Raw genomic sequence first — 25,653 nt, 5'->3', positions numbered from 1 at the left:
TTAAATGATATATTTGCACGCTATATAAAATTACCAATAATAAACAAAAACTAATGTATAATAAAGGACTTATAAAGCTGTTTGCTTTTTTATTTGGGATCGTAAGTATCTATCAATTATCCTATACTTTTATAAGTAGTAAGATTGAAAATGAAGCAGCAACTTATGCAGCGAGCAAAATTTCTGAATCTGATAAAGATTTTGCAAGCAAGAGAGAGGCATTGGAAATTAAATACTTAGACTCAATTGGGAGCGAATCTGTTTTTGGATTTACATCTTACAATGAAGCTAAGAAGAAAGAATTAAACAAGGGTCTTGATCTTAAAGGTGGTATTAATGTAACGCTTCAAATTAAGATAAAAGATATCTTATCTGGTTTAGCAAATAACACTAAAAACCCTGTTTTTCTTAAATCTTTAGAAGATGCAGATGAGGCGTCTAAAAGCAGTGATAAAACATATGTAGACTTGTTTTTTGAAGCTTTTGATGCAAATAAAGGTGATACTAAGTTAGCTTCTCCAGATATTTTCTTCACAAAATCATTAAGTGAAGAAATAAAAACTATGGATGCTTCTGATGAACAGGTAAAATCTATAATCCGTAAAAAGATTGATGAGTCTGTAGAATCTGCTTTTGAGGTATTAAGAGAACGTATTGATGGTTTTGGTGTAACGCAACCAAACATACAAAGAGAAGGTACTTCTGGGCGTATTTTGGTAGAGTTACCAGGAGCTAAAGATAAGGCAAGAGCGCAAGAGTTACTTTCTAGTACAGCTCAATTAGAGTTTTGGGAAACGTATCCTAAAAACGATCCTAACGTTATGCAGTTTATAAACGCTGCTAATGAAAAATTAAGATCTTTAGTAGATACAAAAACTGCTACTGCAGAAGATACTGAGTCTAAACCAGAATCTGAAATTGATTCTTTATTATCTGATGTTACTCAGGATTCTTTAGATGTAGCTAGTCAAATAAACCCTTTAGGAGATTTAATAAAAGGTATTCCTAATAGTTTTGCTGTTGCGGAATTTGCAATTAAAGATACGGCTAAGGTTAATGAGTACCTTAATATGCCAGAAATTAAAAGATTAATTCCAAATGCAATACAACATGTTAAATTTGCTTGGGAGCGTCCTTCTAAGGGTTCTGAAGTTGTTGGTCTTTTTGCATTAAAAGGTAATAGAGATAATACTCCTAAAATGAGTGGGGATGTAGTTAGTGCTGCACGTGCTCAGTTCGATCAGTTTAACAGACCAGCTGTTGGTATGGATATGAACGTTAAAGGAGCTAAGCAATGGCAAAAGTTTACAAGTGAGGTTAACTTAAACCAAACTGGTATTGCTGTAGTTTTAGATAATAGAGTATACACTGCTCCAGGTTGTTCTGTAGTTGGTGGTATATCTGGTGGTAGTACAGAAATCTCTGGAGATTTTACTATTACAGAAACTAAGGATATTGCAAATGTTCTTAGAGCTGGTAAGTTACCTGCAAGAGCAGACATCATTCAGTCAGAAGTAGTTGGACCATCATTAGGTCATGAATCTATAAACAGTGGTTTAATGTCTTTCTTAATTGCAATGGCATTAGTACTTGTTTGGATGATTTTTTATTATGGTAAAGCTGGTGTAGCTGCAGATATTGCATTGTTATTAAACATATTGTTAATATTTGGAGTTCTAGTAAGTTTAGATGCTGTGTTAACATTGCCAGGTATTGCTGGTATTGTTTTAACAATTGGTATGTCTGTAGATGCAAACGTTCTTATTTTTGAACGTATAAAAGAAGAACTAGCAAAAGGAAAAGGACAGTCATTAGCAATTTCTGATGGTTTTGGTAATGCACTATCTTCTATTTTAGATGCAAACATTACAACTGGTTTAACTGCAATTATCTTGTTTATATTTGGTTCTGGACCAATTAAAGGTTTTGCTACTACTTTATTAATTGGTATTGCTACGTCTTTATTTACTGCAATATTTGTTACTAGATTATTTATTGAGGGTTATACTGGAGCTAAAGGAAAAGTATTAGAGTTTTGTACAGGTTTAACTAGAAACCTTTTCAAAAATTTAAGTATTAACTTTTTAAAGAAAAGAAAAATTGCATACATTTTTTCTGGAGCTTTAATAGTTATTGCATTATTTTCTTTACTTACTACTGGTTTACAACAAGGTGTAGATTTTGTTGGAGGTAGAACATATCAAGTTCGTTTTGATCAAAGTGTAAATACTTCAGAAATTTCATCAAACTTAACTGAGATTTTTGGTAGCGGTACTAACGTAAAAACTTTTGGTGAGGATAATCAAATAATGATTACTACATCATACAAAGTAGATGCAGAAGATATTGCTGTTGATGAAGAAATTCAAGAAAAATTATTTACGTCATTACAAAACTTATTGCCTAGTGGTTTAACATTAGAGGAATTTAATAATGGAGGTACAGAAGATGTATCTATAGGTATATTAAAATCTAAAAAAGTAGGACCAACTATTGCAGATGATATCAAAAAGAATGCTGTTTGGGCAATTTTAGGTTCGTTATTTGTAGTGTTCTTATATATCTTATTCCGTTTCCGTAAATGGCAATTCTCTTTAGGAGCTGTTGTGGCGGTATTCCATGATGTATTAGTTGTACTAGGTGTTTTCTCTTTATTAGGTAAGGTTATGCCTTTTAATATGGAAATAGATCAAGCATTTATTGCGGCAATATTAACAGTTATTGGTTACTCATTAAATGATACCGTTGTTGTTTTTGACCGTATTAGAGAAATAGTAAAAGAAAGAGGATGGAGTTCTGGTGATAATGTAGGTTTAGCATTAAACAGTACATTAAGTAGAACATTAAATACTTCTTTAACTACGTTAGTAGTATTACTAGCTATCTTTATTTTTGGTGGTGAATCTTTAAGAGGATTTATGTTTGCTATGATAATTGGTGTTATTGTAGGTACATATTCATCTTTATTTATTGCAACACCTGTTATGTTTGATACATTAAAGAAAAGAATACAATCAGGTAAAGAAGATGTTGTTGTAAAAGACAAAGAGTAATTCTTTAATCTGTAAAATATATAAAAAGCTGCTTACAATATGTAAGCAGCTTTTTTATTTTAGTCTTTTGGCGTTAGATCCGTTTGGGGTAATTTGTAACTCTAAAATAGATCTAGGCTCTAAATTTGGTTCTTTTCGGTGTGATACAAAAACAATTGCTGTTTGCTTATTGCTAGCTATTTGGTTAACTAAGCTTATAAATAATGTGGCACTCTCATCATCTAAACCAGCGGTTGGCTCATCTAAAATTAAAAGTAAAGGTTGCTTTACTATTGCTCTTAATAACATAGCTAACCTTTGTTGGCCAACAGTAGCCTCATTAAATAATTTATTTTTTAAAGTAGATAGCTGTGCAATTTTTAACCATTTTTCTGCTTCGCTTTTTTGTGTTTCTGTAGGTTTAGTATAAAGGCCAATAGCATCTGTAAAACCACCAATAACCATATGTAGTAAGCTGTGGTTTCCTTTAAAACTATCTACTAATGACGGTGTAAAGTAACCAATCTTCTTTTTTATATCCCAAATACTTTCTCCTGTTCCTTTTTTGTTGCCAAACAAGTATAGTTCTTGTCCGTAGCCTTTACTGTTTTCTCCGGTAATCATAGATAATAATGTAGTTTTACCACTGCCATTTTTACCTATAAGTTGCCAAAAATCACCTTTACAAATACTCCAACTAATATTGTTTAGTATTTGTTTGTTGTTATAAGCTACCGATACATTTTTAAACCTAATAAGTTCATTGTCTTTATAATTAACTACGTTATTATTTTTAGGTATTGTAAGCGTTTTTAATGGCGTATTTTTTTGTCTTGAAGCTTTGTATGCTTGTAAAGAAGAGTAGGCAGTAAGCCTGTTTTTATGTAGTTTGTATATGTTACTTTTTACAGGTAAAACATCTTCTTGTCTGCTAATAATTAAAATAAGGTTTACATTTTTAGAAATGTCAATTAGTAGTTTTTTTAGTATTGTTTGGTAGGCAATGTCTAAATTATCATAAGGGTTATCTAAAACAATGTATTCTGGTTTTTGGGTAAGTATATAATTAAGTAACGCTTTTTTTTGTTCGCCACTAGACATAGATTTTAGGCTTTGTTTAGTGTGTTTGGTAATTGTTTTTATATCGTGTATTTCTTCTTCTTTAATAAACTTATGTATTTCAGCTATAGAAAAGAACAGTACTTTTTTGTTGCTAAGGAAATTAAAATCAGCATTATTTTTTTTAGATAAGCTATCAATAAACAATTTAGTGTTAGATTGGTTGCTTGTAAATATGGTAATGTGATGTTGCATTTTACTGCTTTTATTTAGAAACTCTATAAATATGAACTGGGTTATTGCAATAACTTGTTGTTTTGCTTAAGTGCATACCGTTAGCAATAGCAACTTTTTGTGACGGTATATTATCTGTATGAATAATAGAGATTAATGAATCTGTAAAATTATGCTTAAAAGCATATTCTTTACATTTTACAGCAGCTTCTGTAGCATAACCTTTTCTCCAGTATTTTGGCAAAATAGAATATCCTATCTCTAACTCATCAGTATCATCTACAGTTTGTACTAATAAACCGCATAATCCAATAAGTTTGTTAGTTTTTTTTGAAATAAGCGCATTCATACCACCAAGATTATATTGGTAGCGTTCAAAAGCTCTGTTAAATTGCTGCTTGCACGCAACAATGGGGTCTGTAGGTAAGCCGTCCCAAAACTCAGATGATCTAGGGTCTTTATGAAAAGGAAGCCAATCATTAAAATGGTTTTGCTCTAATTTTCTAAATAATAACCTTTCAGAAGATTCGCCATTTAGAAGATATTTCATAATGCTTATAGTCTTGTAAAATCTATTTTGTCACCTACCTCTAACATGTATTTTTCAGATAAGCCTGCATTAATTTCTAAGACATACATAACAGGAACTTTGCTAGATAAGCCAGTTTCATCTAGTGGTTTTGCATTTTCTTGAAAACTGGCAATACGCAGGTTTTCATCTATATAAATAATGTCTAAAGCTATTTTAGTATTTTTCATATAAAAAGAATGCATTCTAGAGTCAGGAAAAATAAATAACATTCCTTGGTTTTCCTTCATGCTAGTTCTTTCCATTAAACCAGTTTGTGTTTCATAATCAGTTTCAGCAATTTCTATGTCTAGTGTAAGTGCTTTACTGTTGTTGGTACTTTTTGTAATAGTTAATGTTCCTTCTTTTGTAAAAGTTGGTTCTGGAGTTTTTATAACCTCGGTTTTTCCATCTTTACAACTTGTAATTAAGCTGCAGCATATTAGAACTAAAAAAGTATAGTATTTTAAGGTTTTCATATTAAGCTTTTTTAGGTCTAAATACAAAATAAGCGCCTATTAGTATAAAAGGAATACTTAGCCATTGCCCTGTAGATAATGTGCCTAAAGACTCTTCAAAACCACCTTGACTTTTCTTTACAAACTCTACAAAGAAACGTATAGTCCACAATAGCATTAAAAATAAACCAAATAAAAAGCCTGATTTGTCTTTTTTATCTGTTTTCCAGTAAAAGTATGATAAAATAATAAATACAAAAATATAGCAAACACCTTCATACAATTGTGCAGGGTGTCTAAATGGTATACTTTCTAAAATTGAAGCAAATTTTGGGTTGTTTTCAATGGCGTTGTATGCAGCATTAACTGTTCTTTCTTTAGTTAGTGCTAATGCTCTTGAGGCAGGCATATCATCAGAATCTCGTATAAATTTTGTAGCAAAAACAAATGTTTTTTCTGTGATTTTACCATTAATCTCAGAATTAAAAAAGTTTCCTAGTCTTACAAAAAATGCGCCAATTGAAACAGGTACAACTAACCTATCTAAAAGCCATAAAATTTTATAGTCTGGGTACTTTCTGCTGTATAAATACATACCAATAATAACACCTAACGCAGCACCGTGACTAGCAAGACCAGCAAAGCCTGTAAACTCATAGCCAGTTATTATTCCAAATAGTCTTCCGCTAGGGTTTTCTCTAATTGGAAGTAAAATCTCTATTAGGTGATTTTGGTAGTATGCCCAGTCATAAAAGAATACGTGACCTAAACGAGCCCCCAGCATAGTAGCAATAACTGTGTATAAAAATAGAGAGTCTAATTGCTCTATTGGTTTTTTCTCGTTAGTAAAAATCTTTTTTATAATTACCCATCCTAAGGCAAAAGAGGTAATCCATAATAGGTTATAGTATTTTATTTGTATTTCCCCAATGTTGAATAAAGTTTCGTTAGGGTTCCATAATATACTTAAAAAATGCATCTATTTTTCTTTTTGTGAATGGCTAAGATACGTATTTTGAATAAGGGGTTAAAAAAGAAAATGTGATTATAAGTTAATTTTGTCTTATTCTTTTTTACGAACTAAGGAACGGGGTCATATCCGCTACCGCCCCAAGGATGACAGCTAAAAATACGTTTAGTTGCTAGCCAACCTCCTTTAAATAATCCGTGCTTTTTTAAGGCTTCTACAGTGTATTGTGAGCACGTTGGTGAATACCTGCAACTAGCAGGAGTTAAAGGTGATATAACAGTTTGATATATTTTTACTAATAGAAGAAAAGGTGCTATCAGTATTTTTTTTATCATTTTAGTTTGTTTTATGATGCACTAAACGTAGTACCGTCTTTACCATCTTTTAATTGTATACCTATAGCTAATAATTGGTCACGTATTTGGTCTGATAAAGCAAAATCTTTATTGCTACGTGCATCATTACGTAATTGTATTAGCAAGTTTACTACTTCTTCTAGTTTTTCTGAGTTGCCATTAGCGTCTTCATTAACGCCAGTAAGTCCTAAAATATCAAAAGCAAAAGTGTTTAGTGTATTTTCTAATAACTCTTTGTCTTCTTTGGTGATAGTTTCTTTACCGTCTTTTATAAGGTTAATGTGTTTTACTGCTTCAAATAAATGTGCAATTAAAATTGGCGAGTTAAAATCGTCATTCATTGCATCATAACATTTCTGTTGCCAAGCAGCTACATCAAATTCAGTTTTACTACCAGTCTCTACTGCTTTTAAAGATGTAATAGCCTCCATTAGTTTTAGGTATCCTTTTTCAGAAGCCAACAAGGCATCATTGCTAAGGTCTAAAATGCTAGTGTAATGTGCTTGCATCATAAAAAAGCGAACCGCAGATGGAGAAAAAGCTTTGCTTAAAATATTATTGTCTCCACTAAATATCTCGTTCGGATAAATGTTATTGTCTGTAGACTTAGACATTTTTTTACCGTTAAGCGTAAGCATATTTGCGTGTAACCAATAGTTTACTGGAGCAGATCCGTTACTAGCTTGTGCTTGTGCAATTTCGCACTCATGATGCGGAAATTTTAAATCCATACCACCACCGTGAATATCAAAAGTTTCACCTAAATATTTTGTGCTCATTGCTGTACACTCTAAGTGCCAACCAGGAAAACCATCTCCCCATGGAGAAGGCCAGCGCATAATATGTTCTGGTTCTGCTTTTTTCCAAAGGGCAAAATCTTGTGGATTTTTCTTATCACTTTGCGCTGCCAATTCTCTTGTATTGGCAATCATATCTTCTAGTTTTCTACCGCTTAAAATTCCGTAGTCGTTTGTTTTATTAAATTCAACAACATCAAAATATACAGAGCCATTAACCTCATAAGCAAATCCTTTTTCAATAATTTCTTTAATAATTTCTATTTGCTCTATAATGTGTCCGGTTGCAGTAGGTTCTATACTAGGAGGTAAAAAATTAAATTTTTGTAATGTATTGTGAAAATCTACGGTGTAGCGTTGTACTACCTCCATAGGCTCTATTTGCTCTAAGCGTGCTTTTTTTGCAATTTTATCTTCTCCTTCGTCTGCATCATCAACTAAATGCCCAGCATCTGTTATATTACGTACATAGCGTACTTTATACCCTAAATGCTTAAAGTATCTAAAAATCATATCAAAAGACATAAATGTACGGCAATTACCTAAGTGTACATTGCTGTAAACTGTTGGCCCACACACGTACATACCAATGTGCCCATCGTTTATAGGTTTAAACTCTTCTTTTTTTCCAGAAAGGGAATTGTAAACTTTTATTGTCTGATTTTTATATAGTTGCATTATGGCTAAAAGGAATTAAAAGTTGGTGTCTAGCTTTATATAATCTAAAAATTCTTTACGGGTAGCTTGTTCTTTAAATTTACCGCCATACTCTGCAGTAACAGTGCTACTTTGTATATCTCTAATACCTCTAGAGTTTACGCAAAGGTGTTTTGCATCTATAACGCAAGCTACATCTTCAGTTCCTAAAACCTCTTGTAATTCTCTAACAATTTGTATGTTTAGTCTTTCTTGTACTTGTGGCCTTTTTGCATAATAATCTACAATACGGTTCATTTTAGATAAACCAACAACAGTACCATTAGAGATGTAGGCAACGTGTGCAATACCTACTATTGGTAACAGGTGATGTTCACAAGTAGAGTAAAGAGTTATGTTTTTTTCTACCAGCATTTCTCCGTACTTGTATTTATTATCAAACGAAGAAGATTTTGGTTTTCTTTCAGGGTTTAATCCACCAAAAATATCTTTAACAAACATTTTAGCAACACGTTTAGGAGTGTCATTTAAACTGTCGTCTGTTAAGTCCATTCCTAAAGTCGTTAATATATCTCTAACGCTGGCTTGTATTTTTTCTATCTTTTGGTCGTCATTAAGATCAAAAGCGTCTTCTCTTAAAGGGGTGTCTTCAGCTGCAGATAAATGGTCGTTATCCATTTCTTCATCAAACCCTTCTATGGTGCTTTCTATTTTCATCAGCCTAAAATTTTTTAGAAATGCAAAGATATACATATTATGGCATTTAATGTTATAGTTTAAGGTGTTTGACAACATTAATTAGTGCTAAAGTTTGTTAAGGTTTAGTTTTACATATCTCAAACTTTTATCAATTTATGAAAAGGTTTTATGCAATAGCGTTTTTTTTCTTTACGTTAGGGTTGCTTTCTGCTGGTGCGCAAGTGTCTGCAGATTGTAGCAATGCTATACCTATTTGTAATAATACGCCAACCAATGGAGGTACAGACGGTTATGGCGTAGATGATTTTGGTGGTGCTGCAGAAACTGGTTGTTTAGAGCGTACTTTGTCTGGCGCTATAGAGTCTAACTCTGCTTGGTATAGATTTAAAACTGGTGAAGCTGGGCAGTTGGGTTTTAATATTAGTTTTGATAGTGCAGAAGATTGGGATTATGCATTGTACAAAGCAAGTGATTGTGCTAATTTGGAAGACCCTGTAAGATGTAATTTTTTTGATAATGGAGATGGAAATTCATTTACCGGAGTGGGAGAAGACCCAACAGGAGCAACAAATGTACAGTATGAAGATTGGTTAACAGTTGAAGCTGGTGAAGAATACTACTTATTAATTAATAATTTTAGCAATGTAAATTCAGGTTTTTCAATTCAGTTTTCTGGGCAAATATTTATAGATTACCCAAATACCGCATTAGATTGTTCTATTATTAACAACTTATTGGGCTCGCCAATTGCTGCTTGTGATGGGGATATTGTTAGGTTAGATGCTACAACACCAAATACAGCATCATACACTTGGTATAGAGATATTGGTTTAGGGTTTACAGAAATTTTAGGAGAAACAAATGCGTTTTTAGATGTAACCACAGATGCATTGTATAGAGTAGAAGTAGTTTTAAATACTGCAGATGTTATTATTAGTGATGTACAAGTGGCTTTTTCTACAGCGCCAACTACAAACCCAATTACGGATGTTACTTTGTGCCAAGAGGATTTACCCTTTAATTTAACTACTAAAAGTAGTGAAGCATTGGGTGGTCAGTCGGCATCAGATTTTATTATTAGCTACCACGCAACCCCTGCAGATGCTATTAATAATTCTTTGAGTTTACCAATGCAATACAGTCCTGCTGTTGGTGCAATTACTGTTTATGTTAGAACTACATCTGTAAAAAATCCTAAATGTTTTGATGTTTCAGAGGAATTTGAGTTTACAGTGGTAGAAACACCTATTAGTACAATAAATACAGAAGTTTTTTTGTGTGAAGGTGCAACTTCAGAAACTATAGGAGAAACAAATCCAAATGTAAATTACAGTTACAATTGGCAAAGCGGAGAAACAACACCTACGATACAAGTGTTTTCTGCAGGAACTTATGTTTTAGATATTAGTAGTGTAGCTTTTGGTGTAACTTGTGTAAATACAATAGTTGTTGAAGTTGTTGTTGGGCAAACACCATCTATATCTAATGTGCTAATTGAAGATTTTAATGCTAATAATACCGTAACTGTAGAAACTGATATTGATGGAAATTTTGAATATCAAATTGATACTTTACCAGTGCAGGATAGTAATGTTTTTACAAATGTTTCTGCTGGTGCTCATACGGTTACCATTATAGATAAAAATGGTTGCGGCTACGCTACAGAAGATATTGTAGTTGTTGGTTTTGATAATTATTTTACGCCTAACGGAGATGGTATAAACGATACTTGGAAAATAACCGGAATGGAATCTTTACAGCAGCCAGTTGTACATATTTTTGATAGATATGGGAAGTTATTAAAAGAATTAAAAGGTAGTGATACTTGGAATGGTACTTACGGAGGAAGATTACTACCAGAGTCTGACTATTGGTTTAAACTTAACTACATAAACACAGTAGGGGATAGGGTTACTGCAAAACATATTAGTAGTCATTTTACTTTAAAACGTTAAATTTTAACTTGAAGTAAAAATGGTATTTCGTCGATTATGCAAAAAAATATTCGACGTAATGCAATAAATTTTATTATTTGCCGCTTATAATATGGTTATGTAACATCCCAACCAATGCAATATTTTTTATGCGAGCACAATACAAACTAGTAGTAGGATTTCTTTTTTTTACACTAATTAGCAATGCGCAATTTACCCCAGATTGTAGGTCGTCTATACCAGTGTGCGGTGATGCACCAATTAGCGGTATAGCAGATGGCCGTGGAGATATAGATGATTTTGATCCAGATGTTATACGCCAAACAGGTTGTTTAGAAAAGGGTAGTAATAGTTCTGCAAATATAGAAAACAACACATCTTGGTATGTTTTTAGAGCTTTAAAAGATGGCACTATTGGGTTTGATATTTCTGCGGATACAGATACAGCAGAATGGGATTTTGCCGTATATGGCCCAGATACAGATTGTGCTAGCATAAGTAACGGTACTGCGCAGCCAGTACGTTGCAATTATGAAGCTAACAATACAGCTTTTACAGGTTTAGGTACCAACCCAGAATCTGGTCAAGAAGGTTTTTCTTTTGTTAAAGGAAGTAAAAACACATACGATGAATTGTTAGATATAGCAGAAGGTGAAATTTATTATATTTTAATAAATAACTACAATACTAATTTTGATGGAGATCCAGAACCTTTTACCTTAACTTTTACAGAAGATGTAGATGCGTTAGATTGTACGTTTAGAGATGAGTTTTTAGGGTTAGATGTAAATGCTTGTGAGGGAGATCCAGATGTGGTTTTAAATGCTTTTAGGTCTCCGGTAGGGCCAGATGTTGCAAGTGTTAGGTGGTCTGTAGATTATGATGATGATGGTACTATTGATAATCCAAATTTAGCAACAGGAACAGAATATACGGTTACTAGCCCAAATACAGGTAGGTATTTTGTAGAGATTACTACAGCTTCTGGAGCTCCGCCTACAGTTACAGATGATATTTTAATAAATTTTCACGCACCTCCAAATCCTGCTGATATAGAAATTACAGTTCTAGATTATTTGGTAGATAGAAATAAAATAGAAGTTCTTGTTAATGGTACTAGTGAGTATGAATATGCTATTAATGGTGGAGAGTTTCAAGATGAAACACTTTTTCATGATGTGCCACCCGGACAAAATACTTTAATTGTAAATGATAAATATGGATGTGGTCAATCTGAAGAAATTCCGTTTTTAGTAATTGGCTATCCAAAGTTTTTTACTCCAAATGGAGATGGAGTACATGATGGCTGGAATGTTTTAGGTATTGAAGAGTTAGTAGACGCCAAAGTTTATATTTACGATAGGTATGGTAAACTTTTAAAACAACTAGGGCCTGGAGTAACTTGGAATGGTATGTTTAATGGTAAAAAAATGCCAGAATCTGATTATTGGTTTCGTATGGAATATGCAGAGCCAGAGGAAGGTGTAATTGTAGCTAAAACTCTGCAAAACCATTTTACTTTAAAAAGGTGATAAAAAATAAATAAATTATATAACTAAAAAAGCAGCCAAATAGGCTGCTTTTTTAGTTATATAATTGTGGTAAACTTTAAAAGTTTACAGTGTAACCTATAGTTACATTTGTGTTTGCTACATTTACTAAGGCTGGTGTTGTTAAGCCTGCATTAAATAGTTGTTTGTTTACATCTTGCTCTGTTCTATTATAAGCAATATCTAGCCTGTTAGGGCCAAAAGAGTAGCCAAAACCTAAAGAAAATCCGTTTAAATCACCAATAGTATATTCATCTTCATACGGACTTTGTTCATACCTGTAACCAGCTCTTAAACTAATATCTTTAATTCTGTACTCACCACCAAGTCTAACTGTAGAAACAGTTCCTAACTCATTAGATATCTCATCATTAGCAGCGGCAAAACCAGGATCGTTAGTAGGTTTAATTTCAGCCTGACTCATATCTTGAAAGCCGTAGTCTAAACTCAATAAACCATCTTTTCCAAATACCACAGCTAAACTACCAGTAACTTTACTAGGTGTTTTTATAGTGTATCTTTCATATACATTTATAATGTCAAAATTTATATAGTTTATGTCATCATCAGCCAAATCAGAAGAAATTCTTTGTGATGTATCATCTGTTAATCTGTACCAAGTAGGAGACTCATAACTGGCACCAACTCTTACCATATCGTTTAACTTAGCAATAGCGCCCAATGCAAATGAAAATCCATTACCTTCTGTATGTAAATAATTGTCAAAAGTAGCTCTGGTTATGTCTGTACCTACAGTGTAACCAGTTTCTGTAAACTCTGTGTACTTGTCATAGTTTATGCTATGAAAATTTAAAGATGCACCTAAATATAAATTGTCTTGGTATTGGGTGGCAAAATCTAAAATAAATTTACTGTTATATCCTGTAGTATTTTCAAAATAGTCTTGATTAACAGTATTGTAAGTTGCATTGCTTACATAGTCTATGTTATTGTCGTTAGCCTCATCTACAGGGTCTATAATACCTCCGTAGTAACCTAAAAATGCTTGCTGATCTACAAAACCTAAGTTTCTTCCAATATCTAAATAAGCTTCTTCTAGGTATTCTCCGTCTCTTTTAAGTAAAGGTCCAAAGGGCACACCATTAGCGTAGCTTAAAAAATACTGATCTATACCTTGGTTGCTAACACCAGATATAGAAAAATTATTATCAAAATTCTGAACCAAATCATAATTTGCAGCAATGGCAATTTTTTTCCAATCAGAGTTGTTAGACTTAAAAACTAATACACCACCAATTTGATTAATTTCTAGGTCGTTTCTTGTAGCCTCTCTGTTGGTTCTAAAATAATTTGCATCATTACTTTTATTGTAATTAGATAGCGTTGCAGAAAATAAATGATTGTTAAAAACTGCGGCACCAGCAGGATTTGTGTTTAGAGCAGATAAATCTCCACCTAAAGCTCCAAAAGCACCACTCATACCTTGGTAGCGTGCTGTACCAATAAGGTTTTGTTGGTTGTATTGTAGTACATCGTTTATATTTTGTGCACTAGCAATAGTACATACCAAGCCAAACGCTAAGGCGATATAATTTTTCATCCTTTGAGTTTTATAATTAGTTTTTGTTTAAAAATGTATGTGATTATCTACCTCTGCCTGAAGATCTACTGCTAGATGATCTACCGCCACCTGAAGAGGACCTTCCGCTAGATGAAGACCTACTGCTAGAAGAGCTTCTTGCAGAAGATGATCTAGAAGAACTACTACTTCTTGTGGTTGTTCCGGAGCTTCTAGAGCTGCTTCCAGAACTTCTGTATGTTCCAGAACTTCTTGATGAAGAAGATGGTCTTGTGTATGTAGAGCTAGATTTAGAAGACCTTGTGGTTCTAGTAGTTGTAGGTCTGCTAGAACTACTATTGCTGCTTCTACTGTATGTATTACCTCTATTGTATGTATTGCTTCTAGATGTACTGTACCTAGGTTGTGTTCTTGTGGTACGACTTGTTCTGTATGTTCTATTGCGGTTTACTCCATCTACATTAACACTATTAGACCTGTAGCTGTTGTTGCTTCTGTATGATGTTGCAGATTTCCCAGATCTGTAATTTAAATTAGATCTAGATACACCTGTGTTTAGATTAGACCTGCTAGAACGTGAATATGCATTTCTATTGTTGGCATATATAACATTGTCATAACGTCCTCTTCTGCTGTTATTGTAAGCATAAGAGTTTCTTCCGTAATTATTATAGTATCTGTTGTAGTAAGGATTGTTAAATCTTCTGTTATAGTAAGGATTTCCCCATCCGTAGCCATAACCAAATCCACCCCAGCCCCATCCAAAGCTGTTGTAACCTCTATATCTCCAATTGTTCCATCCCCAATATGGACTTCCCCAGCTGTTATAAAAGCCAAATCCGCCATATCCGTATCCCCAAGGATCATAAAAACCTCCGTAGTTTGCCCATCCGTTGTCATGAATATTAATGCTAACCTGTGTTGCATTGTCTCCCCAACCTGGGTTTCCGTTGTAGTTATTTGCTATTTCATCATCTTGCACATCACTGTAATACTCATCAACATCAGTAAAAACCTCTCCGTCTAAAATAGCGCTATACTCATTGGCTTGTTGTCCAAAAAAGTCTTGGTATTCACTATTGTTATTGTCAGGAGCTTGCTCTACCGTTTGTGTTGTGTTAGAGGAGTATATGCCGTCATTGTCATAATAAGAAGCTTCTTGGTAAGAACCACAAGAAACAATTAATGAGCCAACTACGATGCCAAAAGCAACTTTTTTTATTTTCTGGATGGATTGGGAATGTATCATCATATTAAATTTAATTGTTGTACAATGTAAAAATAGTTAGTTTTGTCGAACTATAATTTATTTATTGATAAAAACACAATATTTGTGCCAAACTACTAATAATGAGCAAGAAGTTAACTAAAAGAGCCGAAGATTATTCCAAATGGTATAATGAACTAGTTGTAAAAGCAGATCTTGCTGAAAACTCTGCAGTTCGTGGATGTATGGTTATTAAACCATACGGATATGCTATATGGGAAAAAATGCAAGCAGAGCTAGATAGAATGTTTAAAGAAACAGGTCATGAAAATGCATACTTTCCTTTATTTGTTCCTAAGAGTTTGTTTGAAGCCGAAGAAAAAAATGCAGAAGGTTTTGCTAAAGAATGCGCTGTTGTTACACACTACAGATTGCAAAATGATCCTGATAAACCAGGTAAATTAAGAGTAGACCCTAATGCTAAGTTAGAGGAGGAGTTAGTAGTGCGCCCAACTAGTGAAGCTATTATTTGGAATACTTATAAAGGTTGGATACAGTCTTACAGAGATTTACCATTATTAATAAACCAATGGGCCAATGTTGTACGTTGGGAAATGAGAACAAGATTATTTTTACGTACTGCAGAATTTTTATGGCAAGAGGGCCATACGGCACACGCTACAGAAAATGAAGCTATAGCAGAAGCAGAACAAATGATGGATGTGTATGCAGATTTTGCAGAAGACTTTATGGCAGTACCTGTTGTAAAAGGATTAAAAACACCAAGTGAGCGTTTTGCAGGAGCAGTAGAAACTTATTGTATAGAGGCTTTAATGCAAGATGGTAAAGCATTACAAGCAGGTACATCTCACTTTTTAGGTCAGAACTTTGCTAAAGCTTTTGATGTTAAATTTGCTTCTAAAGAAGGAAAGCAAGAACACGTTTGGGCAACTTCTTGGGGAGTGTCTACACGCTTAATGGGAGCATTAATTATGACTCATAGTGATGATAACGGATTGGTTTTGCCTCCTAAATTAGCGCCAATACAGGTTGTAATTGTTCCTATATATAAAGGAGATGAGCAATTAGATGCTATTTCTGAAAAAGTAAACCCGTTAGTTAAAGAGCTAAGAGCTAAAGGTATTTCTGTTAAATTTGATAATAGAGATACACATAAGCCAGGATTTAAATTTAACGAGTACGAGCTTAAAGGGGTTCCTGTACGTATTGCAATAGGTAAAAGAGATTTGGAAAATGGCACCTATGAGGTAGCACGTAGAGATACTTTAGAAAAAGAAATTGTAAATGCAGATGATGTTATTGGTAAAATTGAGTTTTTATTGGATGATATTCAGAAAAACATTTACAAAAAAGCTGCAGACTACAGAGCCAATCATATTACAGAAGTAAACTCTTATGATGAGTTTAAAGATGTTTTAGAAAATAAAGGCGGATTTATATCTGCACATTGGGACGGTACTGAAGAAACCGAAGAAAAGATTAAGAATGAAACAAAAGCAACTATTAGATGTATTCCTATGGATGCTAAAGAAGAAAATGGTAGTTGTATTATAACAGGTAAACCCTCTAAAAACAGGGTGTTATTTGCAAAAGCATATTAATTTTTAAAAAAAAATTGACTTAGGTGTTGCAATAATTAAAAATAGTTGTATTTTTGCATCCGCAATACGCAAAAAGTTAATGGTCCGTTCGTCTAGGGGTTAGGACGCCAGGTTTTCATCCTGGTAACAGGGGTTCGATTCCCCTACGGACTACAAGTTCTTTAATGAAGTATAGTTTTGAAATTAAATAAAGTTTTCTTTATTTTGCACACCACTATACAAATAGTAATAATGGTCCGTTCGTCTAGGGGTTAGGACGCCAGGTTTTCATCCTGGTAACAGGGGTTCGATTCCCCTACGGACTACAATTTTTGGGTGGAAGCCCGTTAAAAACATAATAACAAAAATAAAATGGCAAATCACAAGTCAGCATTAAAAAGAATAAGAAGAAACGAAGCAGCGCGTGTACGTAACAAGTACCAACATAAAACAATGCGTAATGCATTGAGAAAGTTACGTGCTGAGGAGGATAAGAAATCTGCCGAAACTATGTTGCCTACAGTCATTAGTATGTTAGATAAGTTAGCTAAGCGTAACATTATACACGCTAACAAGGCATCTAACCTTAAAAGCAAATTAACTAAGCAGGTAGCAGCTTTATAAGTTATACCTTATTAGTAATAATATTAAAAGCGCTCTTTTTTAAAGAGCGCTTTTTTAGTTTATCTAAAGATTTAAAAGTATGTTGAGTAAAATAACATATAGTATTTGTTGTTATACTTTATTCTTTTATTAATTTACGCCTCATTTTAATAAAGCCAATAATAAAGCAACAATACATTAATGGTATTAAAAATAAATGCAATCTTCTAATCCAAATATAGCTTTCTTGGTTTTGTATTATTCTAAAATAATAAGATAGTCTTATAGGAAGAAACCCTGCGTGGAACAAAAGTAACCCCCAGCTTAACCAAAATAAGAAATTTTTTGTTGGGTCTTTTTTATTTTGATGCCAATCTATTTGATTTAGGTAGACTAAGGTAATTAATATTAGAAAAAAACATCCAAATGAATGGGTGAGTACATGGCTTTCTAGTTGTATATCTTGATAAAAAATATTTAAAAGACTAATACAGCAGAAGAGAATAATAACTGTTGTGGTTACTATTTTTAAAATCTTTTTTTTTAAGTATAGTTTGTAGATGTATAGAAAATAAAGAAAATAAATTATGTCGTAAATATTGTAAAGTAAAATATTGTTTTTAGTATAGAATTTATTGATTGATATATTAAATAAATCTGGATAGGAGCTAATTAAAAATCCTAAAACCTCGTTTAAAAGAGTGTAGGCAATTAGTATTGGAAAATATTTTAAATATGTATTATAGTAATTTGGATAGCGCCACAATGCAATAACTAGTGTTATTGCATAAAATGGCTCTGCTATATTTTCTAGTAAACTATCTATTAATGTCATTTTTTTGTTGGAAGCTAAAGTATGCTTGCTAATCCTCGTACGGAGGAGGAACCATATTAGAATGATTAAGAATTAAACTTTGTTCTTCATCGTCATTAAAAAATGAAATCTTTGGAAAAATAGATGCTTCTTCAGTTGTTGATTGTTTAGATGGCTGTAATAAAAAATTATCTTTTAAAATTTTAGGCTTGTATGTTTTACCATCTGTAATTACAGAAAATGGATAATCTTTACCATCTACGGTAGTAGTAGGTGTTATAAAAAATGTGTTTTGCCTTGGGTGTTTATATTTGCTATCCTTAGGGTAATTTCCAAAATAAAAACGTACGTTGGTAATTTCTACATTTGCTTTTTTGGCTTCTTGTTCTATAAAAGCAATGTAGTTTTTTAAGGTTTTAAGATCGTAATAGCCATATCTGGCAACATCAAAAGAGGAGTTAGGGTCTACTTCATTGTCTTCAAAATCTTTAATGAGAGTAGCTCTTCTTTTAGAGTAGTCATCAAAAAGAGTTTGAGCCTTTTTGGTGGTAATTATTTGTGTAGGTGGTTTTACTTCTTTAACAGGCTCTGGATGTTCTTTCTTTTGCTCTTTAGGATTATTGCAGCTGCTAACAATAAATAATGCTAAGGGTAAAATAAAATAAAATGCTTTTTTTTTGTTGGTCATCATAACTATTGGATTTTACGGTCGCATAAATATAGTCACTTTTTTATAGTATTCTGAAAATCAACTAATAAAAAATCCTACTAAAATTAATTAGTAGGATTTTTTTATTATAGAATAAAGGTTTTTGTTATTGATTCATTGTCAATAAAAACTCTTCATTGTTTTTAGTTTGTTTAATGCGTTGTTCTATAAACTCCATAGCTTCTACAGGGTTCATATCTGCAAGGTATTTACGTAAAATCCACATACGTTGAATTGTGTTTTCATCTAGTAAAAGATCATCTCTACGTGTGCTTGAAGAAGTAAGGTCAATTGCAGGGAATATTCTTCTGTTAGATATTTTACGGTCTAACTGAAGCTCCATATTACCAGTTCCTTTAAATTCTTCAAAGATAACTTCGTCCATTTTAGAGCCAGTTTCTGTAAGTGCAGTAGCTATAATAGATAAAGAACCTCCGTTTTCTATATTACGAGCAGCTCCAAAGAAACGTTTTGGTTTGTTTAATGCGTTTGCATCTACACCACCACTTAATACTTTACCAGACGCTGGTTGTACCGTGTTGTATGCTCTTGCTAAACGTGTAATAGAATCTAATAAAATAACCACATCGTGGCCACATTCTACCAATCTCTTGGCTTTTTCTAGTACAATATTAGCCACACGTACGTGTTCAGATGGTTCCTTGTCAAAAGTAGAGGCAATTACTTCTCCTTGAACATTACGTTGCATATCTGTAACTTCTTCCGGACGTTCATCTATTAGTAATACAATTTGATAAACCTCTGGATGGTTTGCCGCAATACCGTTAGCAATGTCTTTTAAAAGCATTGTTTTACCAGTTTTTGGCTGGGCAACGATCATACCACGTTGTCCTTTACCAATTGGTGAAAACAAATCTATAATTCTGTTGGAAATATTACTCTGCTTTTCAGCAAGGTTAAATTTTTCTTGAGGAAATAATGGTGTTAAGTGTTCAAAAGAAACACGGTCACGTACAACCTGTGGATCTATACCATTAATTTTATTTACTTTAATTAGCGGAAAGTACTTTTCGCCTTCCTTTGGTGGGCGCACATTTCCTAAAACTGTATCTCCTGTTTTTAATCCAAATAATCTAATTTGAGATTGTGAAACATAAATATCATCAGGAGAAGAAAGGTAGTTGTAATCAGACGATCTTAAAAAACCATAACCGTCTTGCATAATATCTAAAACACCTTCACTAGCAATAATACTATCAAACTCAAACTCTGGCTCTCTGTATCTATTTTTTAAATCCTTGTCAAAATTACTTTTGTCTCTAGAATTTTTTTGGTGCTGTGGTTTTTTGTTTTGATTTTTATGCTGACCATTATTTTTTTGCTGGCCTTGGTTGTTTCTGTGTACTGGTTTTTTTTCAGTAGCAGCAGAAGGTTTTGTGTTTTTAGCTACAGGAGCTTTTTTAGGAGCTGGCGCTTTTTTTGCAACAGGCTCTTTTGTTTCTTCTGTAGTTGTTTCTTCTTTTGCCTTAGGTTTTGGCTTTTCTCTTAAAACACGCTCTCTTTTTACCGGTCGTGGTTTAGGCTTTTCTGCAGGTTTTGCTTTTGCAGAAGCTGGCGCTTTGGTTGGTTTAGGTTCTTTAACAACAACTTCTTCTACCGCTTTAGGGTTTGCTGCTTGTACATCTAGTATTTGGTATACCAAATCTAGTTTTTTTAATGTTTTAAACTTAGGAACATTTAAACCTTTTGCAATATCCTGTAATTCAGGAAGCTTTTTTGCTTTTAAATCGGAAATCTCAAACATGTAATGTTGAATAAGTTATACTTTGTTGAAAAATATGAAATCTTGAAGTGTGTAATTTGGGTACTTATTTGGACTTGAAAGTCCCTGTCGGTAAGCGATATTACTAATATTCTGTAGCAATATTACAAATTATTTTTAATATTTCATTGATAAATCTTAAAAAGACGCTATTTTTGTTTTTTCAAAGAAAGATAAATGATACAAAGAGTACAAACTGTTTTTTTATTAATAGTAGTTGTTTTGGCAGCTGTGCTTCCTTTTTTTGCTAGTTTATGGACATTAGATAACGGTACTGTTATTTTTGCTAAAGATGAAATGTATATTTCTATAGCCTTTTATGTGTCTGCTATTTTGGCTTTTATTGCCATTTTGTTATTTAAAAATAGAAAAAATCAATTTGTTGTAAACAGGTTGAATATGATATGTAATCTTTTTATACTAGGATTTTTCGTTTCCCGATCACTAAACTTATCCGGAGAAACTGTTGTTTCTGAGAAGGGTATTGGGATGTTGATTCCACTATTTTCTATCGTATTTTTAGTGCTAGCCAATAGGTTCATTAAAAAGGATGAAGATCTTGTAAAATCTGTTGATCGTTTGCGTTAAACCTAACATCTTAGTTATATTAGTGCGTAAAACCCAGGGTTGTTCCTGGGTTTTTTTATTTTTATAACATAGTTTTTTATACTGTTTCGCAATCTGTTAAAAGTACTTTGCCATTTTCAGGATCAAAATAAACGGTTATTTCGGTTTCTAATTCGTTACTAGAACCTTTCTTATACGTCCATACATTAGTTATGGCTCCTTTAAAAGGAGTTCCTAATAATTTTAAAACTTCAGTTTTGGTTTTGCCTTTTAGTTCATTTTCATTTATCATCTATAAATATATTTAGGTTTGGGATTATAAATATATTTATAGATTCTTTTAGAAAAGTATACAAATCAAACTATAGTATATCTAAATCAAAGAAAAACACTCCTGTGCTCTAAAGGAGATTTACCTGTATTGCTTTTAAAGAACTTACTAAAGTTATTTGGATACTTAAAACCTAAACAATAAGCAATTTCTGTAATGTTTAAATCGGTATTATGAAGCATATTTTCTGCCTCTGCAGTAATTTTTTCTTTAATATGTGTAGATGTAGATTTACCTGTTATAGTTTTAACAGAGTCGTTTAAATGATTTATATGTACAGATAAAAAGTCAGAATAGTCCTTTGGAGTTTTTAAGGTAATACTCTTGTTAGGGTCTTTAATAGGAAATTGTCTGTTTAATTGCTCAAAAAACAAAGAAGTAATTCTAGACGCAGCACATTTTGGTGTTTTGTTAGCTGCATTTGGTTCTATTTTTAATGCTTCATGTATTATTAAACTAATGTAATTGCTAACAACAGCATCTTTATTTTTATAATCACTGTCTAGTTCTTCTTTAATTTTTTTATATAATGATGTGATATGAGTTTCTTGCTCTTTATTTAAATGAAAAATATTATTTGCTCCAAGCTTAAATAACGGACATTGTTTTTCTAGCTCATTAGTATTTTCTGCTAAAAATGATGGATTAAATAAGCAAGAATAGCCTACTTGTTCTCTAGAAATTGGTTCCCAGTTGTAGACTAAAAGCGGATTTGTAAATACCAATACTGTGTTGTTTATAGTAATAGATTTACTTGGGTAGTGTAGTATACTTTTTGGATGAATAAGACATATTTTATAATATTTTTTGTTGTTATGTAGTTTAGGGTTTGTTTTATACGTTTCTAAATCTACAACAGTAATTTTGGGGCTATTACTCATAAATTGGCGAAAATATGTTGCTGTTATTTAATTTGGTTTGTGTTTGCAAAACATAATGTAATTGTAAATATAAAAAAATGGATACAAAAAATACCTAGTAAAAATTAATAGTAAAGCATAACTAACTAATTTTTAGGGTTGCATATTATTTTTTACCAAGTTCTATAACTTCTAAATCTTTAATATCACTACCATTTATAGTAAAACGTAGCATTGTACGTACCTGATGAAAACCGTGTTTACCACAAGCACCAGGATTCATATGCAGAAGGTTTAACTTTTTATCAAACATTACTTTTAAAATATGAGAGTGCCCGCTAATAAATATTTTAGGAGAATCTTTTTTTATTTCTTCGCGTATACGCACATTGTACTTATCTGGGTAACCACCAATATGTGTTATCCAAACAGCAACTTTTTCACACATAAACTTATTGTCTAGCGGAAATTCTAGTCTAGCCTTGTCATCATCAATATTACCATAAACAGCTCTTAAAGGTTTTAGCTCTTTTATTTTGTCTGTAACCTCTAAATTGCCAATGTCACCAGCGTGCCATACTTCATCTGCCTGTTTAACATAATTTAGTATGTTATCATCTATGTAGCTGTGTGTATCAGACAGTAATAAAATTTTTGTCATTTTAAATAATTGGTTTTTATAACATTTAAAAGAAGTAGCGGTGTAATTTAATCTTAAATTAAAGTAATACGGTTTACAGCCTGCTAAAATCTTACTTATATTAAGTATCTTTGTGGTTTACAAAAATAGGAATTCAATTTGAGATATTTTGTAGCATTTTCATACTTTGGAGCAGCGTATCACGGGTGGCAAATACAGCCAAACGCTATAACTGTACAAGAAGAGTTAGAAAAAGCATTTAGTACGCTTTTAAAAGAAAAAATTTCTTTAATGGGCGCTGGCAGAACAGATGCAGGTGTACACGCTAAGCAAATGTATGCCCATTTTAATACAACTCCCATATCTAATACAGTAGATTTAATGCGTAGGCTAAATTCTTTTTTGCCAGATGATATTGCTATCCAAAACATTTATGAAGTTCCAGAAGATGCCCACGCTAGGTTTAATGCAACAGAACGTACATACGAGTATTTAATTACCACACAAAAAGACCCTTTCTCTATAGCAACAACACATTATATAAAGCAAAAATTAAATATAGAAAAAATGAATAAGGCAGCGCAATTGCTGTTAGGTAAACAAGATTTTGAGTGTTTTTCTAAATCTAAAACAGATGTTAAAACCTATTATTGCACTGTTAAAAAAGCTATTTGGGAGCAAAAAGAAGATAAATTTGTGTTTACAATTACCGCAGATAGGTTTTTGCGCAATATGGTTAGAGCCATTGTGGGTACACTTTTAGATGTGGGAACAGGTAAAATTACTACAGACCATATACACACCATAATAGCTAGTAAAAGTAGGGCAGAGGCAGGTACTTCTGTGCCAGCAAAAGCATTATATTTAACACAGGTTTTGTACCCAAAAAATATTATCAAAGTAAAAAATGTCTAAAACACAAAAAGAAACAGGAAAAGCGTTTGACTATACATTGTTAAAACGATTGTTACAATTTACCAAACCTTATAAAATTACTTTTTATGGTGTTGTTATAGCTGCAATATCTTTATCAGCATTTGCGGTTTTAAGCCCTATTTTGTTAAGAGAAATTGTTAACACAGCTTTAGAAAATAAAGACCAGGAACTATTGTTAAACATTATTGTTTTAATGTTAATAGTTTTAGTATTAGAGGTGGTAAGTCAGCTATCTTTTGTGTACTATGCTAATTGGTTAGGAGAATCTGTTATAAAGGATATTAGAATAAAGCTTTTTAAACACATGCTTAGCTTTAAAATGAAATATTATGACAATTCATCTGTAGGATTATTGGTAACACGTGCAGTAACAGATATACAGCGTATTGGAGAAATTTTTAGTCAAGGTTTTTTTATGATAGTATCAGACCTATTAAAAATGGTTGTAGTTGCTGGCGTAATGGTTTTTTATAGTTGGAAATTAGCACTTATTGTTTTTGCTATTATGCCAATTATAATTTATGCTACTAGAGTTTTTCAAAAAGCAATGAAAGTTGCTTTTATAGATGTTAGAGCGCAAGTATCTAACCTAAATACGTTTGTACAAGAGCGTTTAACAGGAATGAAAATTGTTCAGTTTTTTAACAGAGAAAAAGTAGAACAAGAAAAGTTTAGAGTTATAAATGAAAAGCATAGAAATGCTTGGTTAAAAACAGTTTGGTATAACTCCATCTTTTTCCCGATAGCAGAAATTGTTTCTTCTGTAGCTATTGGTTTAATTGTTTGGTATGGTGGTTTGCGTGTTGTATTAAACAATAATATAGATGAGCTTGGTACCATATTTATGTTTATACAACTGTCACAAATGTTATTTAGACCATTAAGGCAAATAGCAGATAAGTTTAATGTACTGCAAATGGGTATGGTAGCAGCCAATAGAGTATTTGCAATTTTAGACAGAAAAGATACTATAACCAATGAGGGCGCTTTTGAAAAAGAAGAAATAAAAGGTGACATTTCTTTTAAAAATGTACACTTTGGTTATGTAGAAGGTGAAGAGGTTTTACACGGAATTTCTTTTGATGTAAAGGCAGGTGAAACAATAGCTATTGTTGGTGCTACCGGAGCAGGAAAATCTACCATTATAAATTTGCTAAACCGTTTTTATGAAATAAATTCTGGTGAAATTTTGGTTGATGGTGTAGATATTAAAGACTATAAATTAACGTCATTAAGAGATAAAATAGCGGTTGTTTTGCAAGATGTATTTTTATTTGCTGATACTATTGAGAATAACATTTCTTTAAAAAATGAAGATATAACGTTAGACACTATAACACAGGCTGCACAAGAAATATCTGTGCACGATTTTATTACAAGTCTTCCTAATGATTACCAGTATAATGTAAAAGAGCGTGGTTCTATGCTATCTAGTGGGCAACGTCAATTGCTAGCCTTTTTGCGTGCTTATGTAAGTAACCCAAGTATTTTAATTTTAGATGAAGCTACATCTTCTGTAGATACATACTCAGAGCAATTAATACAAAAGGCAACCGAGAAAATTACGCAAGGCAGAACGTCTATTGTTATTGCACACCGTTTGGCAACTATTAAAAAAGCAGACAAAATTATTGTTATGGATGCAGGTAATATTATAGAAAGCGGTTCACATAAAGAGTTACTTAAAAAAGGAGGTTATTATTACAACCTTTATCAAGCACAGTTTGTAGCAGATGAAGTAGCTTAAA

At 32.5% G+C, this 25,653-nt stretch carries 22 protein-coding genes and 2 tRNA genes; 10 read left to right on the top strand and 14 right to left on the bottom strand.

Features of this window, described 5'->3' with window-relative positions; genetic code table 11:
• Positions 1–53: 53 nt before the first annotated feature.
• On the top strand, positions 54–3,053 hold the full coding sequence (secDF, locus tag JM80_RS15355; protein ID WP_144710927.1) for a protein translocase subunit SecDF: 3,000 nt from the start codon (positions 54–56) through the stop codon (positions 3,051–3,053).
• A 54-nt stretch (positions 3,054–3,107) separates the two neighbouring features.
• Here the strand turns inward: secDF and JM80_RS15350 are convergent, their stop codons facing one another.
• The 7 genes from JM80_RS15350 to folE form a co-directional block, all read right to left on the bottom strand.
• The gene (locus JM80_RS15350) at positions 3,108–4,346 is read right to left on the bottom strand and encodes an ATP-binding cassette domain-containing protein (RefSeq protein ID WP_013621859.1); all 1,239 of its coding nucleotides are present in this window, start codon (positions 4,344–4,346) and stop codon (positions 3,108–3,110) included.
• A 10-nt stretch (positions 4,347–4,356) separates the two neighbouring features.
• Positions 4,357–4,875: a GNAT family N-acetyltransferase gene (locus JM80_RS15345; RefSeq protein WP_144710925.1), complete on the bottom strand. Its 519-nt coding sequence runs from the start codon at positions 4,873–4,875 to the stop codon at positions 4,357–4,359.
• Between the two features lie 5 nt (positions 4,876–4,880).
• Entirely contained in the window at positions 4,881–5,372 is a 492-nt protein-coding gene (locus JM80_RS15340; RefSeq protein WP_144710923.1) for a DUF192 domain-containing protein, read from the bottom strand.
• A gap of 1 nt (position 5,373) precedes the next feature.
• The gene (lgt, locus tag JM80_RS15335) at positions 5,374–6,330 is read right to left on the bottom strand and encodes a prolipoprotein diacylglyceryl transferase (protein ID WP_013621862.1); all 957 of its coding nucleotides are present in this window, start codon (positions 6,328–6,330) and stop codon (positions 5,374–5,376) included.
• A gap of 101 nt (positions 6,331–6,431) precedes the next feature.
• Positions 6,432–6,656, bottom strand: a complete 225-nt coding sequence (gene yidD, locus JM80_RS15330) for a membrane protein insertion efficiency factor YidD (RefSeq protein ID WP_013621863.1) — start codon at positions 6,654–6,656, stop codon at positions 6,432–6,434.
• Positions 6,657–6,667: 11 nt separating this feature from the next.
• On the bottom strand, positions 6,668–8,152 hold the full coding sequence (gene cysS / locus JM80_RS15325; RefSeq protein WP_144710921.1) for a cysteine--tRNA ligase: 1,485 nt from the start codon (positions 8,150–8,152) through the stop codon (positions 6,668–6,670).
• Between the two features lie 15 nt (positions 8,153–8,167).
• Positions 8,168–8,848: a GTP cyclohydrolase I FolE gene (gene folE, locus JM80_RS15320; RefSeq protein ID WP_013621865.1), complete on the bottom strand. Its 681-nt coding sequence runs from the start codon at positions 8,846–8,848 to the stop codon at positions 8,168–8,170.
• 137 nt (positions 8,849–8,985) lie between these two features.
• Here folE and JM80_RS15315 point away from each other — a divergent pair, with 137 nt between their 5' ends.
• On the top strand, positions 8,986–10,785 hold the full coding sequence (locus JM80_RS15315; protein ID WP_144710919.1) for a T9SS type B sorting domain-containing protein: 1,800 nt from the start codon (positions 8,986–8,988) through the stop codon (positions 10,783–10,785).
• Between the two features lie 128 nt (positions 10,786–10,913).
• Positions 10,914–12,296, top strand: coding sequence for a T9SS type B sorting domain-containing protein (locus JM80_RS15310; protein ID WP_144710917.1), 1,383 nt, complete (start codon positions 10,914–10,916; stop codon positions 12,294–12,296).
• Between the two features lie 76 nt (positions 12,297–12,372).
• On the opposite strand, the gene JM80_RS15305 is transcribed toward JM80_RS15310, so the two are convergent.
• Positions 12,373–13,875, bottom strand: coding sequence for an OmpP1/FadL family transporter (locus JM80_RS15305; protein WP_144710915.1), 1,503 nt, complete (start codon positions 13,873–13,875; stop codon positions 12,373–12,375).
• 43 nt (positions 13,876–13,918) lie between these two features.
• Complete coding sequence (locus tag JM80_RS15300) at positions 13,919–15,106, bottom strand: hypothetical protein (RefSeq protein WP_255436831.1); 1,188 nt, start codon at positions 15,104–15,106, stop codon at positions 13,919–13,921.
• A gap of 98 nt (positions 15,107–15,204) precedes the next feature.
• Between JM80_RS15300 and proS the strand changes: the two genes are divergently transcribed.
• The 4 genes from proS to rpsT all read left to right on the top strand — a co-directional run bounded on the left by proS (position 15,205) and on the right by rpsT (position 17,286).
• On the top strand, positions 15,205–16,683 hold the full coding sequence (gene proS, locus JM80_RS15295) for a proline--tRNA ligase (protein WP_013621870.1): 1,479 nt from the start codon (positions 15,205–15,207) through the stop codon (positions 16,681–16,683).
• An 81-nt stretch (positions 16,684–16,764) separates the two neighbouring features.
• A tRNA-Glu gene (locus tag JM80_RS15290) sits at positions 16,765–16,836 on the top strand.
• A gap of 80 nt (positions 16,837–16,916) precedes the next feature.
• A tRNA-Glu gene (locus JM80_RS15285) sits at positions 16,917–16,988 on the top strand.
• Between the two features lie 46 nt (positions 16,989–17,034).
• On the top strand, positions 17,035–17,286 hold the full coding sequence (rpsT, locus tag JM80_RS15280) for a 30S ribosomal protein S20 (RefSeq protein ID WP_013621871.1): 252 nt from the start codon (positions 17,035–17,037) through the stop codon (positions 17,284–17,286).
• A gap of 842 nt (positions 17,287–18,128) precedes the next feature.
• On the opposite strand, the gene JM80_RS15275 is transcribed toward rpsT, so the two are convergent.
• Together JM80_RS15275 and rho are read right to left on the bottom strand one after the other, a co-directional pair.
• Positions 18,129–18,770: a hypothetical protein gene (locus tag JM80_RS15275; RefSeq protein ID WP_013621873.1), complete on the bottom strand. Its 642-nt coding sequence runs from the start codon at positions 18,768–18,770 to the stop codon at positions 18,129–18,131.
• Between the two features lie 124 nt (positions 18,771–18,894).
• Positions 18,895–20,553: a transcription termination factor Rho gene (gene rho / locus JM80_RS15270; protein ID WP_038506252.1), complete on the bottom strand. Its 1,659-nt coding sequence runs from the start codon at positions 20,551–20,553 to the stop codon at positions 18,895–18,897.
• Positions 20,554–20,748: 195 nt separating this feature from the next.
• Here rho and JM80_RS15265 point away from each other — a divergent pair, with 195 nt between their 5' ends.
• On the top strand, positions 20,749–21,159 hold the full coding sequence (locus JM80_RS15265) for a DUF4293 domain-containing protein (RefSeq protein ID WP_013621875.1): 411 nt from the start codon (positions 20,749–20,751) through the stop codon (positions 21,157–21,159).
• A gap of 76 nt (positions 21,160–21,235) precedes the next feature.
• On the opposite strand, the gene JM80_RS15260 is transcribed toward JM80_RS15265, so the two are convergent.
• From JM80_RS15260 to JM80_RS15250, 3 genes are all read right to left on the bottom strand, one after another.
• On the bottom strand, positions 21,236–21,430 hold the full coding sequence (locus JM80_RS15260) for a hypothetical protein (protein ID WP_034644943.1): 195 nt from the start codon (positions 21,428–21,430) through the stop codon (positions 21,236–21,238).
• Between the two features lie 86 nt (positions 21,431–21,516).
• Complete coding sequence (locus tag JM80_RS15255) at positions 21,517–22,350, bottom strand: AraC family transcriptional regulator (RefSeq protein ID WP_013621877.1); 834 nt, start codon at positions 22,348–22,350, stop codon at positions 21,517–21,519.
• A gap of 145 nt (positions 22,351–22,495) precedes the next feature.
• Entirely contained in the window at positions 22,496–22,990 is a 495-nt protein-coding gene (locus JM80_RS15250; protein WP_013621878.1) for a metallophosphoesterase, read from the bottom strand.
• Between the two features lie 138 nt (positions 22,991–23,128).
• On the opposite strand from JM80_RS15250, the gene truA reads away from it, so the two are divergent.
• Both truA and JM80_RS15240 read left to right on the top strand, forming a co-directional pair.
• Positions 23,129–23,884, top strand: coding sequence for a tRNA pseudouridine(38-40) synthase TruA (gene truA, locus JM80_RS15245; RefSeq protein ID WP_144710913.1), 756 nt, complete (start codon positions 23,129–23,131; stop codon positions 23,882–23,884).
• Positions 23,877–25,652: an ABC transporter ATP-binding protein gene (locus JM80_RS15240; protein ID WP_013621880.1), complete on the top strand. Its 1,776-nt coding sequence runs from the start codon at positions 23,877–23,879 to the stop codon at positions 25,650–25,652. Before truA ends, JM80_RS15240 begins: the two co-directional genes overlap by 8 nt.
• The last annotated feature ends 1 nt before the right edge of the window (position 25,653 follow it).

This window comes from Cellulophaga sp. RHA_52 (genome assembly GCF_007827205.1).
Classification (GTDB): Bacteria; Bacteroidota; Bacteroidia; order Flavobacteriales; family Flavobacteriaceae; genus Cellulophaga; species Cellulophaga lytica.
The sequence above is the reverse complement of the archived record's forward strand: the minus strand, read 5'-3'. Positions and strand labels throughout refer to the sequence as shown.